Raw genomic sequence first — 14178 nt, 5'->3', positions numbered from 1 at the left:
TGTACCGGTAAGGATGAGTAAAGAACGCGCTATTGTACTGATTTTTCTATGCTATTTTGCAAGAAAGTTTCCTTGACGACATTTTAAACCGATTTGATGTGAAAGGACGAAACATGAGCCTGTTTGATCAGTTGGGTGGTTTGCTGGGTGGTGAAAGCGCAGGAGTGAGCGGTGCCGTTGGCTCGCTGCTGGAGCAGCATGGCGGGCTGTCCGGCCTGCTGGAAAAGTTTAACAGTGGCGGCATGAGCGAGCTGGTGTCGTCCTGGGTGGGAACCGGTAGCAATCTGCCGGTATCTGCCGAGCAGATCCAGCAGTTGCTTGGCGGAGAGCAGCTTGGCGCATTGGCAGAGAAGTTTGGTCTGGACCCGCAGCAACTGAGCCAGGGTCTGGCAGATTACCTGCCGCAAGCAGTAGACAAACTAACCCCGGATGGCCAGTTGCCACAGGGTAATGCGCTGCTGTCGCAGGGGCTGGACATGTTGCAGGGCTTCTTCAACAAAAGCTGATAAATTTCCGCTCCATCCCCCAAAAGCCGCCGGTCTAGGCGGCTTTTTGCTGTGTGGGCCGTGGTATGACGACAACAATTAAGATGATTCAGTATGTAAATTACTTGTTTCTTGCTAATAGTAAGATTTTGCCTAGGCTATATCGATAGGAAAATTCTATTTTTAGCATTTAAACAATCAAGTAGATCAATTGATTCGCCCCGCATAAGATAGCTCCTATCAGATCGCTAACGCAGCAAGCCGCAGCAAATCCACACTCACCTGCAAGGAGCAACACATGTCCGTATCGCTGATCAATACCGAAGTAAAACCGTTCAAGGCTACCGCTTTTCACAATGGCAAATTCGTTGATGTCAGCGATGCCGACCTGAAGGGCAAGTGGTCCGTCGTGTTCTTCTACCCGGCTGACTTCACCTTCGTCTGCCCGACCGAACTGGGCGACCTGGCTGACAACTACGCCGAATTCTCCAAGCTGGGCGTGGAAATCTACTCGGTATCCACCGACACCCACTTCACCCACAAAGCCTGGCACGACAGCTCGGAAACCATCGGCAAGATCAACTACCCGATGATCGGCGACCCGACCGGCATCATCAGCCGCAACTTCGGCGTGATGATTGAAGAAGCAGGCCTGGCCGAACGCGGTACTTTCGTGATCGACCCGCAAGGCAAGATCCAGATCATCGAAATCAACGCCGGTGGCATTGGCCGTGACGCCAGCGAACTGCTGCGCAAGGTCAAGGCTGCCCAGTACGTAGCCAGCCACCCGGGTGAAGTATGCCCGGCCAAGTGGAAAGAAGGCGAAGCCACCCTGGCTCCTTCGCTGGATCTGGTTGGCAAGATCTAAGCCAATGCAGCCTGCCGTGCCGCGTACTGCGGTACGGCCTCCGGGCCGCAGCCAGCGGCCCGTCTCCCTACCACCCGATTGCAGCGGCAAGCTGTTGGCAGCGCATGAGCTTGCCAGTGCAATTGCCTGAGGATATTCCCATGCTCGACACCACCATCAAGACCCAACTGACCGCCTACCTGGAAAAACTGCAGCAGCCGATCGAACTGATTGCCAGCCTGGATGACAGCGCCAAAGCGCAGGAGATGTTTGGCCTGCTGCAAGACATCGCCAGCCTGTCGCCCAAGGTAACGCTGAACAGCAATGGCCAGGCTGCGCGTCGCCCGTCCTTTGCCATCGCCCGCCCCGGTGAAGCTGGCCGTATCGAGTTTGCCGGTATCCCGATGGGCCACGAATTCACCTCGCTGGTGTTGGCCCTGCTGCAAACCGGTGGCCATCCGCCCAAGGTGGACGAGGACACGATTGCCCAGATTCGCGGCCTGCAAGGCAGCTACCAGTTTGAAGTGTTTGTCTCGCTCAGCTGCCACAACTGCCCGGATGTTGTACAAGCCGTCAACCTGATGGCGGTGCTCAACCCCAATGTGCGTAGCGTGATGATTGACGGTGGTGTGTTCCAGCAGGAAGTCACCGAGCGTCAGATCATGGGCGTACCGGCCATCTATCTGAACGGCGAACAGTTTGGCAGTGGCCGCATGGGCCTGGAAGAAATCATCGCCAAGCTGGATACCGGTGCCGTGGCGCGTGAAGCCGAAAAGATTGCCGCCAAGGAAGCATTCGACGTGCTGATCGTCGGCGGTGGCCCGGCCGGCGCTGCTGCCGCCATCTATGCGGCGCGCAAGGGCATCCGTACCGGTGTGGTGGCCGAGCGTTTCGGCGGCCAGGTGCTGGATACGCTGGCGATTGAAAACTTCATCTCGGTGCAGGAAACCGAAGGGCCGAAGCTGGCGATGGCGCTGGAACAACACGTCAAATCCTACGATGTGGACGTGATGAACCTGCAACGCGCTACTGCGCTCAAGCCGGCGCAAAACGGCCAGCTGGCCGAGCTGACGCTGGAAAGCGGTGCCGTGCTCAAGAGCAAGGCGGTGATTGTGGCCACCGGTGCGCGCTGGCGCGAAATGAATGTGCCGGGCGAAGCCGAATACCGTGCCAAGGGCGTGGCTTACTGCCCGCACTGCGATGGCCCGCTGTTCAAGGGCAAGCGCGTGGCGGTGATTGGTGGTGGCAATTCCGGCGTGGAAGCCGCCATCGACCTGGCCGGCATCGTCACCCATGTCACCCTGCTGGAGTTCGGCGACAGCCTGCGCGCCGATGCGGTGTTGCAGAAGAAACTGCACAGCCTGCCCAATGTGCGCGTCATCACCAATGCCCAGACCACCGAAGTGACCGGCGACGGTCAGAAAGTAAACGGCCTGCGCTATCAGGAGCGCATTACCGGGGAGACCCACCATGTGGCGCTGGAAGGCATTTTTGTGCAGATCGGCCTGCTGCCCAATACCGACTGGCTGAAAGGCAGCGTTGCCCTGTCGCCGCGCGGCGAGATCGAAGTGGATGCCAAGGGCCAGACTTCAGCTGAGGGTGTGTTTGCTGCCGGCGATGCCACCACGGCACCGTACAAGCAGATCATCATCGCCATGGGCGAAGGTGCCAAGGCCAGCCTGTCCGCCTTTGACTACCTGATCCGCAGTTAAGCCCTGCCTTGCCCAGGCAACAACCCCCTTGCATCAGCCATGGTGCAAGGGGGTTTTGTTATCTGCTCTGCGCGGATGCGCCGGGTTCAATGCTGGTGGGCTTCACCCGGCGGGGTAACCTGCAACACGGCGGCGGGCGACTTCAGGCTGTGGGCATCCTGACCTGCGGCCGGAATCTCCACCCAGTTGGTGCTGCCCTGGGCGCATTGCTGCTTTACCTTGAAGAACAGCTTGCCGGGCTGGGCGGCAATGCGCACCTGGAAAGTGAATTCGTCGTAAAAATCAGCCGGCAGATTACCGCCACTCCAGCTGATGCGGCTAACGTCTTCCTTCATCAGCGTACCGTAGTAGTCGAACGGTTTTACTGCGCTCTTTTCCAACTTAACTTGCCAGCCGGCCTTGGGCATGGGGCGGGCCAGCTGTGCGCCTTCCGGCAGTTCCACGCTGATGCCGGTGGTGGGGCTGCCATCGCAGCCATGGCCTACCTTGAGCACGGCCTTGTAATAGCTGCCGCTGGCGGCGGTCGGGGTTTCCAGCGTGACGTGGGCCTGTGCGCTGGCGGCCAGCAGCAGGGCGAGAAGGGCGAGCTTGGGCATGATGTCTTCCTGAATGGGAACGGTTATCAGCGCTGGATTGTAAGTGAAGTATTCGTCACCACCCTGCGACATCTTGCCGCAGTCATTGCTGCTGGAGCGGGCCGGCTGTGGCATGCTGGAGCCTCTTTGCTGGAAAGGAATTGCGGTGCAGAACCATCAGGAAATCGAGCAGTATCTGTATCAGGCCATCCCGCTGGCACAGGCGATGGCGGTGAAGGTGCGCCATGCCGGGGACGATGCCATCACGCTGTGGGCACCGCTGGAGCCGAACATCAACCATTGCGCCACCGTATTTGGCGGCAGTGCCGCAGCGGTCGCCACGCTGGCGGGCTGGTTGCTGGTGTATCGCAAGTTACAGGCCTTGGGGGTGCGTGGGCAGGTAATGGTGCGGCGCAGCCAGATGGATTACCAGAAAGCCATGCACGCTGCTTTTACGGCCAGTACTTTGCCGGTGCCTGAAGCTGCCTGGCAGCGCATGGCAGCCGCGCTGGCCAAGGGGCGCATGGCGCGGCTGCAACTGGCGGTGGAGCTGGAGTGCGGCGGGGTGGCCGCCGGTCGGCTGGATGGTGAGTTCGTGGTGCTGCCGCCTAATTGAGCGCAGCGGATAACAGACTTATTCGCGGTGGTAGGGGTGATTATTGAGGATGGAATAGGCGCGGTAAATCTGCTCGCCCAGCATCACCCGCACCATGCCGTGCGGCAGGGTCATGGCCGATAATTGCAGCAGCACGTCGGCGCGCTGTTTCAGTTCGGCGGACAGACCATCGGCACCGCCAATGATGAAGCACACGTCATCGCCACCGGCCATCCAGCTTTTCAGCTCCTCGGCCAGACGCACTGAAGTCCAGTTCTTGCCGCGTTCATCCATCACCACTAGCTTGCAGCGGGCGGGAATGGCGGCCATCAGCCTGTCGTGCTCGGCGGCAATGCCTTTTTCTGCCGTCACGCCACCGCCACGTTTTTCCGGCTTGATCTCTTTGAGCTCCAGGCTGATGTCGCGGCCAAAACGCTTGGCGTAATCGTTATAGGCGTCGTCAACCCAGCGCGGCATTTTGGTACCGACGGCGAGAATGGTGATTTTCATGGCAGGGGTCTGGCAGGGCGGGGCAAAGGGCTGCAGTGGCAGGAAAGCGCCGTGACGGCAAGCGTGCCGTCACGAGCGGAGCAGGCCTGTGGTCAGGAATTGGCTTGCCACGGACGACCACCGGCCGGAGTGAAGCTGGGCTTCTGGCCGCCCCACAGCTGTTCCAGGTCGTAGTAGTCGCGCACGGCCGGCAGCATGACGTGAATCACCACGTCACCGGCATCCACCAGCACCCATTCGCCGCTTTCCTGGCCTTCGGTACCCACCAGGTCCACACCGGCTTCTTTCAGGGTGACGGCCACATTGTTGGCCAGAGCTTTTACCTGACGGTTGGAGTCGCCGGTAGCCACGATCATGCGCTGGAACAGCGAAGTCAGCGTGGAGGTATCCATTTCGATGATGTCTTTGCCCTTGATGTCTTCCAGGGCGGTGACGGCCAGTTTGGCAATGTCTTGAACTTCCATGATGTCCTTTTGATGTCAGTAGTGATACATGGCGGCATCCGGGCGGCCAGAGGTATCCGATAAAGAGCGTTTGCTGCAACCTGCGGCAAAAACGGGCAAGGGCTTGCTAGTCGTAGCAGGCAAACCCTTCCGGTAGTACGGTTTGCAGCATGCAGACAACAGTCATCCACGATGGCGGCATCAACTGTAGTGGCTGGCTTGCAGCTTTAGAGATATAGCTGATGCTGGCGGATATAGCCCAGTACCGGTGCGCTGAGCAGTTGCCCGACGTCAGCGCCGCTGTGCAGGCGCTGGCGTATCCCGGTGGCCGAGACATCCAGTGGAGGCAGGGCCAGGGGGCGCATTGTACCGGAAGGCGAGCCATTTGAAAAATCAGTGACTTGGCGCGTCTGCCACTGGGTGCGAACGGCAGCAGGGAGACGGCTTTGGTCAAAGCCCGGACGCAGGGCAACGGCGATATTGGCCAGTGCGAACAGCTCGGTCCAGCGCTGCCAGGTGTGCAGGCTGGCCAGCGAGTCGCCACCGATCAGCCACCACAGGGGAGTCTCAGGCCCGACTTCAGCGCGGATTTCTTCCAGGGTGTCGATGGTGTAGGCCGGTTTGTTGCGTTGTACTTCGCGCGCGTCCACGGCAAGGCCGGGCAGGCCGGCAATGGCCAGCCGCACCATGTCCAGCCGCTGTGCCGGGCTGGCATGTGGGCCGTGCTCGCGGTGATAAGGTTGACCGGCGGGAATCAGTCTTACCTCGTCCAGCTGCAATTCGGTACGAAAGGCCTGTGCCATGCGCAGGTGGGCGGTGTGGATGGGGTCGAAAGTACCGCCAAACAGGCCCAGCGCTGGCAGGGGGCTCATGCGTGTACGGGGGCCTTGCCGGTGTAGCCGTCGATGATCAGTTCCAGGCGACCGGTAGACGGGTGAATCACCATACCGTGCACCGGAATGTCCTTGGGCATCAGCGGATGGTTGCGGATGGTCTGCACGCTGTGGCGCACGCTGTCCGATACGTTGTCAAAACCCTTCAGCCAGTTGTCCAGGTCAATGCCGGCATTGCGCAGGGTATCGATGGTTTCTTCGCTGATGCCGCGTTCGGTGGCATGCGCCAGGATCTTGTTGGGATCAATGGCGCGCATGCCGCAGTCGCGGTGGGCCACCACGCAGATTTCCTCGGCACGCAATTCATACACCGCCACGATGAGGGAACGCATTACCGAACCCCAGGGGTGGGTAATCAGCGCACCGGCGTTCTTGATCAGCTTGGCGTCGCCGTTTTTCAGGCCCATGGCCTTGGGCAGCAGCTCAACCAGACGGGCATCCATGCAGGCGAGCACGGCCAGGCCCTTGTCGGGAAACTTGTCGGTCTTGAATTGTTCGTATTCGTGATTTTCGACGAAGCTCCGATTGTGCTCGAGAATGGTATTCAGCACACCCATGCGCGTAATCTCCTGGCTGAGGTTAGATTGAATGCTCTAATCGGGGCGCCATGCTAACACGTAGTCAGTCGCGAACAGGGGTATTTCGCCATGGCAGCCGGCTCGGCAGCGCGGCTATGGTAGACCAGTTTCTGGCAGGCAGGCCAGCTTTGTTGTTCGGGAGGAAGGCGGGACATTGTACCGGGACGGCTGGATCAGGGCGTATCACCCAGTTGTTTGCGGAAGGTTTTCTGGCTCTGGCTCAGGCTGTAGCCCTGACGCTGGTAGAAGTCCGGTGCTTCCTCGCGGTGAATGGCCGCGCGCAGGGTAACGGTGGTGGCTCCTTTGGTACGGGCCCAGCGTTCGGCCACGTGTATCAGCGCGCGGCCGGCACCGCGCCGTCGCCAGCGCAGGCCTACGGCCAGACCGCCTATTTCAACCGCTGCCGGTGATTCCAGCAGCGGTCGCCAGAAGGCATGCAGCCAGCCTGCCACTTCACCCTGGATTTCGGCCACCCATAGCTGATGCAGATCGGGGCTGCCCAGTAGCATGGTCAGCCGGTCACCCAGTGCCTGGATATCCGATGGGTAGCCCATTTCCTCGGTCAGTGCGGTCAGGGCCGGCACATCCTGATAATTGGCGGGGCGGATAATGATGGTCATGGCATTACCAACGTGCGAAATGGTCTTCGGTTACGCCTGCCAGGTTTTGCACTACATGTACGGCCTGGCTGGTCGGGTGGTTGATATGGCCATCGAAGCGGCCGATCACTTGAATATAACGGCTACTGGCGATCAGAAGGTTCTGATTTTTCGACCGCAGGCCTTCCGGGGTGAATTGCAACGCGAGCAGACCGTCATCGCTGCGCAACTGCCATGGCCGCAAGGGGTGTTGCGGGTCGTAGTCAAATCCTACTCCTTCCAGCGGGAGTAGTTGGTCGTTTATCCAGATGGCGTTCTCGGCCTTGCCCATATAGCCCTGCTGCAGATTGAAGCCCAGCCCGGCACGGTGCGCGCTGGCCCAGCGCCAGCCGGTTTCCCGGGCCAGCAGTCCATTGGAGTAGTCCAGGCTGGCAATGGCACCATCCAGCGAAAAACGCTGGCCCTGGCAGTCGGCAAAGCCGCTGGCCTCCAGCGCGCCGGACTTGTGTGTGGAATGAGCCAGCCAGTCGCCGGGCGCGATGGCGGCCAGTACTGGTGGCATGGCGCTGATGGCAATATGTGCGGCCAGTTGCAGCGTGGGAGATTTTACGTCTACAGCCAGATAAGCATCCCGGCGGCTGAAGCTGATGGTCAGGGCGCGGCTGGCAAAGTCGGCATCGGCAAAAGCCTGGTCGGCCACGTGGGCGCGATGGCGCGGAAAGCTGTCGGTACCGACATCAGCCAGCAGGCGACCGGCGCGGCGATCAAACAGATAGGCAAAGGCGGCACCGGTCCAGCCTACGTCTACCACGGCCAGGCCGATGACATAGTTAGGGTGGGTCAGGGCCAGGTATTGCCAGCGTTTGTGGCGCAGGGGGCGCAGCAAACGCTGCCAGCGCGAAAGCGGCAGCTCATGCCAGCCCAGCTGGGCAATCCGGCCCTGATAGCGCCCGAACCTGGGCTGGCCGTTGGCATCGAGCAGACAGTCAGGAGCGGCGGGGAGGGCGGATGATGGCATGACTGTAAAGCCCGGTTTGAAACACACGTTTGAGTCTACAACATATCCAGCGGTATTTTCAGGTAACGTACTCCGTTGCTTTCTGCCTCGGGGAAGCGACCGGCGCGGATGTTTACCTGAATGGCCGGCAGAATCAGCAGGGGCATTTCCAGCGTGGCATCCCGCGCCTGGCGCAGGGCGACGAAATCGGCTTCCCGGATGCCCGCATGCAGATGGATATTGTGCTGCTTTTGTTCCGCCACGCTGCTTTCCCAGGCAATTGGCCGTTCCTTGGCGGGATAATCATGGCACATGAACAGGCGTGTGCTGTCTGGCAGCGACAGCAGCTTGCGTACGGAATGGTAGAGCATGGCGGCATCTCCACCGGGGAAGTCGCAACGGGCGCTGCCGACATCTGGCATGAACAGGGTGTCGCCTACGAATACAGCATCACCGATCTGATAAGCCATGTCAGCTGGGGTATGGCCCGGCACAAACAGCGCTTTTGCCTGCAGTTTACCGATGTAAAAAACCTCGTTATCGGCAAACAGATGGTCGAACTGGCTGCCATCGGTGGCAAAATCGTCGCCCAGATTGAAGACGGACTGGAAAATTTTCTGTACCTGGACAATGCCGCTGCCAATGCCGATCTGTCCGCCGGCCTGCTGTTGCAGCCAGGCGGCAGCAGAGAGATGGTCGGCATGGGCATGGGTTTCCAGAATCCACTGCAGCGTCAATTGTTGCCCATGCAGAAAGTCCAGCAATTGCCTGGCGCTGCGGCTGGATGTGCGGCCTGATTTGGCATCGTAATCCAGCACCGGGTCGATGATGGCGGCATGGCCGCCCGGCTGGTCGTACACCACATGTGTGACCGTGGCGGTGGCCGGATCGAAGAAAGTGGCAAGCTTGGGCTGTTGCATGACGGGCTCCACGGTAATGACGGGCGTGACGTTTTGTATTGCAGGCATCGCCTGTCAGTTATCATTATACTATAATGTATATTATAATTTGAGCCGAATCCGGTATTTGTCGTAAGCAGTTACCGCGGTTGATGGCCACTGGGATGGAAACCATGGATTTGATGTTACTGCGTGCCAATGCCAGCCGGGCGGCAAGTTTGTTGAAAAGCCTGGCCAATGAAGATCGCCTGCTGCTGCTTTGTCAGCTGGTCGATGGTGAGAAAACCGTGTCTGAGCTGGAAGGGCTTACCGGTATCCGCCAGCCCACGCTGTCGCAACAGCTGGGTGTGTTACGTAATGAAGGGCTGGTCAGTACCCGGCGTGAAGGCAAGTGGATTTACTACACCATCGCCAGCGCCGAAGCCATGACCATGCTGATGGCCCTGCACGGCGTGTTTTGTGCCGATGGTGCAGCGCCGGCGCAAGAATAAAGGAATGGAAATGCAGATTGACTGGGCAAGCTTTACCCCGGCGGCTTCGCTGGCTGGTGGCATGCTGATTGGCCTGGCGGCAAGCTGGCTGGTGCTGATGAATGGCCGCATTGCCGGTATCAGCGGCATGCTGGGCGGTTTGCTGGACAGGGCGGGCGACTGGCCGCTGCGGCTGGCATTTGTTCTGGGGCTGCTGCTGGCACCTCTCGTTTGGCTGGTTTTCATCGGCGGCCTGCCTGCCTTGCAACTGGATGCCTCGCTGCCAAGACTGCTGCTGGCCGGCGTGCTGGTGGGGGTGGGAACACGACTGGCATCTGGCTGTACCAGCGGTCATGGGGTGTGCGGTTTGTCCCGGCTGTCGCCGCGTTCCTTGCTGGCCACCCTCAGCTTCATGCTGAGTGCTGGCGTTACGGTGTATATCGTGCGTCATTGCCTGGGATGGGCCTGAACCATGAGCAAGATTCTATCCGCGCTGATTGCTGGTCTGTTGTTCGGACTGGGTCTGCTGCTGTCCGGCATGAGCAATCCGGCCAAGGTGCTGGGTTTTCTGGATGTTGCTGGCCGCTGGGATCCAAGCCTCGCACTGGTCATGGCTGGTGCCATCTGCATTGCCTTTTTTGCCTTCCGCCGTGCTGAGCGGCAAAGTCACAGCCTGCTGGGCGAGCCGATGCAGTTGCCGGACAAAAGCCGGCTGACCGGGCGGCTGGTGCTGGGAAGTGTGCTGTTTGGCATCGGCTGGGGGCTGGCCGGCATTTGTCCTGGTCCGGCCCTGGTGCTGACTGGCATGGCTCTGCCGGCGGGGGCATGGTTTGTCCTCGCCATGCTGACCGGCATGTGGTTGGCGCGTCTGCTGTCGCGATGGCTGCCCTGATCAGCCTGTTTCCCGGCTGGGTTGGCGCATATCGCCGCCACTGGCTGGCCGGCGACTTGACCGCTGGTGTTGTGGTCACTCTGCTGCTGATACCACAAAGCCTGGCGTACGCCCTGTTGGCCGGCCTCCCGGTACAGGCGGGCTTGTATGCCAGCGTTGCACCCTTGCTGGTGTATGCCTTCAGTGGGCGCGGCTATGCCCAGTCTGTGGGGCCGATGGCGCTGACTTCCTTGTTGACGGCAGCCACCCTGTCGCGTTTTGCCGAGTCCGGCAGTAGTGATTATCTGGCGCTGGCTTTGTGGCTGGCCATTTTATCAGGCCTGATGCTGCTGGCCATGGGCATGGCCAGGCTGGGCTTTATTGCCGATCTGCTGTCCGAGCCGGTTCTGGCAGCTTTTACCACCGCCAGTGCGCTGCTGATCGTATTGTCCCAACTGGGGCCGTTGGCGGGTCTGCATTTGCCGGGCAACTCCTTGCCACAGTGGCTGCTGGCCGCGTGGCAACAGGCTGCGGCATGGCAGGCATCTTCTTTATGGGTAGGGGCTAGCGCACTGGCTTTGCTGTTGGGGCTGCGGCGCAGGGGGCCGGCTGTATTGCAATCACTTGGCATGTCCACAGCCGTGGCCAGTGTGTTGCTGCGTATCGCACCGGTATTGGCCATGCTCGCGGGCATGCTGCTGCCACCAGGTTGGCAGGTACCGGTGGTCGGGCCGGTTCCGGCAGGGCTTCCCGTGGCGGCATTGCCGCTCATTCCGCTGTCCCGGCTGGCAGATCTGGCCATGCCGGCCTTCTTCATTGCCCTCATCAACTATGTGCAGAGCCTCTCCGTGGCGCAGCTGCTGGCGGCGCGGCGGCAGGAGAGTGTTGATCCGGACCGGGAGCTGGTGGCACTCGGTCTGTGCAATATTGCCGCCGGCCTGGCCGGTGGCTTTCCGGTGACCGGGGGCTTGAGCCGCTCGGTGGTGAATGCCGATGCCGGTGCCAACTCCCAGCTGGCATCACTGGTGACAGCCGCAGGCATGCTGCTGTTGATGTTTCTGGCGACTGGCGCATTGGCACGGCTGCCGCTGCCTGTGTTGGCGGCTACCATCATTGCCTCTCTCTTGTCCATGTTGAAGGTGGCCAGTCTGCGTCGGGCCTGGCTGGCTGAACGTGCCGATGCAGTGGCCTGGCTGCTGACCTTTGGCCTGGTACTGCTGCTGGGGGTGGACAGTGGCATCATGGCCGGTGTGCTGGTTTCGCTGGCCACCTTGCTGTGGCGCAGCAGTCGGCCGCACATCGCCGTGCTGGGACGAGTGCCGGGCACCCACCATTTCCGCAACTGTCTGCGCCACACGGTGGAGTGCCTGCCTGGCGTGCTGTTGCTGCGTGTGGATGAAAGCCTGTACTTCGGCAATGCCCGGCAGGTGCGTCAGGCTTTGTTATCCAGGGTGGGGCAGCAGGGCGGGGTGCGACAGGTGGTGCTGGTGATGAGTGCGGTCAACCGGGTGGATACCACGGCATTGACCATGCTGGAAGGGCTGGATCTGGCCTTGCAGCAAGCGGGGGTTGAGTTGCATCTGGCTGAAATCAAAGGACCCGTGACGGATATCCTGCAGCGGGCCGGCTTGGCGGCGCGCTTTGCTGGCAGAGTACATCTGTCCACCCAGGCGGCATGGCAAAGCTTGGCCGGGCCGGCTGATTATCAAATCTGAACAATTCTCATGGCATGAAAGTGCTGTCGGGTGCTGGCCCGCCTGCCCCGGCAGGACTATGCTGTGGCACACCGGGGGCTGACCGGTTTGCCGGGCCAGCTTGCAACCAAATCGTTGTTGCCTGTTCACATCCAAGATGAAAAAAACCTTGCTTGCCAGCCTGCTGGCCATGGCGCTGGCCCAGCCATTGCTGGCCTATGCCGACCTGCCTGCACTGCCCGATCTGGGCGATGTTTCCGATAGCACCCTTTCCATGGCTGACGAGGCCAGGTTGGGCCGGGATTTCATGCGCGCCATGCGCGATGCCGGAGATGTGCTGGATGATGCCGAAGTCAATGACTACATCAATACGCTGGGTCACCGCTTGTCGGCCAGTGTGCGCATTCCCGGCCTGCAGCTCACCTATTTTGTGGTCAACGACAAGCAAATCAATGCATTTGCCATGCCGGGTGGCTATGTGGGGGTAAATAGTGGCCTGGTGGTGGCCACGCAGAGCGAAGGCGAACTGGCCTCGGTAGTAGGGCATGAAACCGCCCATGTCACCCAGCGCCATATTGCGCGCATGCAGGCAGCAAGCTCAGCCACCAGCCCGCTATTGCTGTTGGGTACCGTTCTGGCCGCTGTTCTGGCATCGCGTGCCGGGGGTAGCCAGGCGTCGATTGGCACGCTATCGGCCGGGCTGGGCTTGCAAATCTCCAATCAGTTGTCGTTCTCGCGTGATTTCGAACGCGAAGCCGACCGTGTCGGCATGCAATATCTGGCGCAGGCCGGTTTCGATGTGCGCACCATGCCGGCATTCTTCCAGCGTCTGGAGTCGGCCAACCGCTATAGCGACAACAATGCCTATGCCTTCTTGCGAACGCATCCGGTCACCTCACAACGCATCAGCGAAGCGCAGAATCGCGCGCTGGAATATCCGGTCAAGATGAAGGCAGACAGCACCGCCTATCTGTTAGTGAGGGAAAAATTGCGTGTCATGACACTGGCCCCGGACGACGCGGTGCGCTATTACCAGACCATGCTGGACAAAGGCCAGTATCTGAATGAAGGGGCAATGTGGTATGGCATGTCGCGCGCGCAGTTGGCCAACCATCAACTGGTAGCTGCGCGGGCCGCACTTGGCAAGGCGGAGGCCCGTTTGCCTGCTGATCCCATGCTGTTCGGCCAGCAGGCAGCCATTGCCCGCGAGGCTGGTGACTGGAATGCGGCATTGGCTAGCCTGCGTCGTGGCCAGCAAACCTTCAAGGACAGCCAGCCCTTGCAAATGGCCGAGCTGAATGTCCTTATAGACAGCGGAAACCGAACGGCGGCACTCGCGTTGCTACGGCAGCTACAAGGCCGCTATCCGCGCGATGCGACCCTGTACCGCAGCGAAGCCCGGCTGTATGCGGACAAAGACCCGCAGCACTACCACGCGGCACTGGGGAATGCCTTTTACTTCGAGCGGCGTTATGAGGCGGCGCTGGAGCAGTATCAGTTTGCCTCCCAGGCCAAGGGAGACGACTTCTACCTGCGTTCTTCGATAGAGGCGCGCATGCGCGAAGTTGAAAAATTACTGAAAGAGGAAAAGAAGGATTCGGGGAAATAAACTGGAGTCGAGGTTGCAAGAGGTGATATCGCAAAAAAACAACATGATGCAGCGCAATATCCTGATAAATGGAGCAAATATTCAGTGATAACCCTAATTGCCTATTCCGCTGTTGCCTCCTGAAACTATACACTCCGCAACACCAGAGGGGCTTTTCATAAATGAACATTTTTATTGCGAAAGTGATCGTTTATAATCTGTCCCTAACGAGTCCGGTTCGTTTTTTCGTTTTCGATCCGGTAACACAATAAAGTGGGTCTGGACCTGATCCCGGCCCCGGTCACCCCGATGTGAGGATGAGATATGGCTGCAACCTTCCCTGACGATATCGATCCCCTGGAAACCCAGGAGTGGACTGAAGCGCTGGAGTCGGTTCTGGATACCGAAGGTTCCGAGCGCGC

18 protein-coding genes are annotated in these 14178 nt (G+C 60.0%); 10 read left to right on the top strand and 8 right to left on the bottom strand.

Annotation, left to right across the window (positions count from 1 at the left end):
* Nucleotides 1-113: 113 nt before the first annotated feature.
* The 3 genes from QVF59_RS08730 to ahpF all read left to right on the top strand — a co-directional run bounded on the left by QVF59_RS08730 (nucleotide 114) and on the right by ahpF (nucleotide 3044).
* Nucleotides 114-506, top strand: coding sequence for a YidB family protein (locus QVF59_RS08730; RefSeq protein ID WP_287878938.1), 393 nt, complete (start codon nucleotides 114-116; stop codon nucleotides 504-506).
* A gap of 277 nt (nucleotides 507-783) precedes the next feature.
* On the top strand, nucleotides 784-1353 hold the full coding sequence (ahpC, locus tag QVF59_RS08725) for an alkyl hydroperoxide reductase subunit C (RefSeq protein ID WP_159874583.1): 570 nt from the start codon (nucleotides 784-786) through the stop codon (nucleotides 1351-1353).
* 140 nt (nucleotides 1354-1493) lie between these two features.
* Nucleotides 1494-3044 carry an alkyl hydroperoxide reductase subunit F gene (ahpF, locus tag QVF59_RS08720; RefSeq protein ID WP_287878937.1) on the top strand — a complete coding sequence of 517 codons (1551 nt, stop codon included), beginning with the start codon at nucleotides 1494-1496 and terminating at the stop codon, nucleotides 3042-3044.
* Nucleotides 3045-3130: 86 nt separating this feature from the next.
* Here ahpF and QVF59_RS08715 read toward each other — a convergent pair whose 3' ends face one another.
* Complete coding sequence (locus tag QVF59_RS08715; RefSeq protein ID WP_287878935.1) at nucleotides 3131-3754, bottom strand: YcnI family copper-binding membrane protein; 624 nt, start codon at nucleotides 3752-3754, stop codon at nucleotides 3131-3133.
* A 31-nt stretch (nucleotides 3755-3785) separates the two neighbouring features.
* Here QVF59_RS08715 and QVF59_RS08710 point away from each other — a divergent pair, with 31 nt between their 5' ends.
* The gene (locus QVF59_RS08710) at nucleotides 3786-4235 is read left to right on the top strand and encodes a YiiD C-terminal domain-containing protein (RefSeq protein ID WP_287878933.1); all 450 of its coding nucleotides are present in this window, start codon (nucleotides 3786-3788) and stop codon (nucleotides 4233-4235) included.
* A gap of 18 nt (nucleotides 4236-4253) precedes the next feature.
* On the opposite strand, the gene rlmH is transcribed toward QVF59_RS08710, so the two are convergent.
* The 7 genes from rlmH to QVF59_RS08675 form a co-directional block, all read right to left on the bottom strand.
* On the bottom strand, nucleotides 4254-4724 hold the full coding sequence (gene rlmH, locus QVF59_RS08705; RefSeq protein WP_159874586.1) for a 23S rRNA (pseudouridine(1915)-N(3))-methyltransferase RlmH: 471 nt from the start codon (nucleotides 4722-4724) through the stop codon (nucleotides 4254-4256).
* A gap of 92 nt (nucleotides 4725-4816) precedes the next feature.
* Nucleotides 4817-5188, bottom strand: coding sequence for a ribosome silencing factor (gene rsfS / locus QVF59_RS08700; RefSeq protein WP_159874587.1), 372 nt, complete (start codon nucleotides 5186-5188; stop codon nucleotides 4817-4819).
* Nucleotides 5189-5394: 206 nt separating this feature from the next.
* Nucleotides 5395-6039, bottom strand: coding sequence for a nicotinate-nucleotide adenylyltransferase (gene nadD, locus QVF59_RS08695; RefSeq protein ID WP_159874588.1), 645 nt, complete (start codon nucleotides 6037-6039; stop codon nucleotides 5395-5397).
* Nucleotides 6036-6617, bottom strand: a complete 582-nt coding sequence (locus QVF59_RS08690; RefSeq protein WP_045845820.1) for a beta-class carbonic anhydrase — start codon at nucleotides 6615-6617, stop codon at nucleotides 6036-6038. The genes nadD and QVF59_RS08690 overlap by 4 nt, the downstream gene beginning before the upstream one ends.
* Nucleotides 6618-6811: 194 nt before the next feature.
* Complete coding sequence (locus QVF59_RS08685) at nucleotides 6812-7258, bottom strand: GNAT family N-acetyltransferase (protein WP_159874589.1); 447 nt, start codon at nucleotides 7256-7258, stop codon at nucleotides 6812-6814.
* A gap of 4 nt (nucleotides 7259-7262) precedes the next feature.
* Nucleotides 7263-8255: a DUF2804 domain-containing protein gene (locus tag QVF59_RS08680; RefSeq protein WP_287878929.1), complete on the bottom strand. Its 993-nt coding sequence runs from the start codon at nucleotides 8253-8255 to the stop codon at nucleotides 7263-7265.
* Between the two features lie 35 nt (nucleotides 8256-8290).
* On the bottom strand, nucleotides 8291-9154 hold the full coding sequence (locus QVF59_RS08675; protein ID WP_287878928.1) for an MBL fold metallo-hydrolase: 864 nt from the start codon (nucleotides 9152-9154) through the stop codon (nucleotides 8291-8293).
* A gap of 152 nt (nucleotides 9155-9306) precedes the next feature.
* Here QVF59_RS08675 and QVF59_RS08670 point away from each other — a divergent pair, with 152 nt between their 5' ends.
* The 6 genes from QVF59_RS08670 to QVF59_RS20910 all read left to right on the top strand — a co-directional run.
* Nucleotides 9307-9624, top strand: coding sequence for an ArsR/SmtB family transcription factor (locus tag QVF59_RS08670; protein ID WP_205677473.1), 318 nt, complete (start codon nucleotides 9307-9309; stop codon nucleotides 9622-9624).
* Between the two features lie 4 nt (nucleotides 9625-9628).
* Nucleotides 9629-10072, top strand: coding sequence for a YeeE/YedE family protein (locus tag QVF59_RS08665; protein ID WP_240902559.1), 444 nt, complete (start codon nucleotides 9629-9631; stop codon nucleotides 10070-10072).
* 3 nt (nucleotides 10073-10075) lie between these two features.
* Nucleotides 10076-10495, top strand: a complete 420-nt coding sequence (locus QVF59_RS08660; RefSeq protein WP_159874593.1) for a DUF6691 family protein — start codon at nucleotides 10076-10078, stop codon at nucleotides 10493-10495.
* Nucleotides 10483-12189: a SulP family inorganic anion transporter gene (locus QVF59_RS08655; protein ID WP_287878924.1), complete on the top strand. Its 1707-nt coding sequence runs from the start codon at nucleotides 10483-10485 to the stop codon at nucleotides 12187-12189. Before QVF59_RS08660 ends, QVF59_RS08655 begins: the two co-directional genes overlap by 13 nt.
* Before the next feature lie 136 nt (nucleotides 12190-12325).
* The gene (locus QVF59_RS08650) at nucleotides 12326-13777 is read left to right on the top strand and encodes a M48 family metalloprotease (RefSeq protein WP_287878922.1); all 1452 of its coding nucleotides are present in this window, start codon (nucleotides 12326-12328) and stop codon (nucleotides 13775-13777) included.
* 303 nt (nucleotides 13778-14080) lie between these two features.
* The coding region (locus QVF59_RS20910; RefSeq protein WP_502866802.1) for a pyruvate dehydrogenase E1 component-related protein at nucleotides 14081-14178 on the top strand (98 nt) is incomplete at its 3' end.

It is taken from the genome of Aquitalea sp., assembly GCF_030150775.1.
Lineage (GTDB): Bacteria > Pseudomonadota > Gammaproteobacteria > Burkholderiales > Chromobacteriaceae > Aquitalea > Aquitalea denitrificans.
The sequence above is the reverse complement of the archived record's forward strand: the minus strand, read 5'-3'. Positions and strand labels throughout refer to the sequence as shown.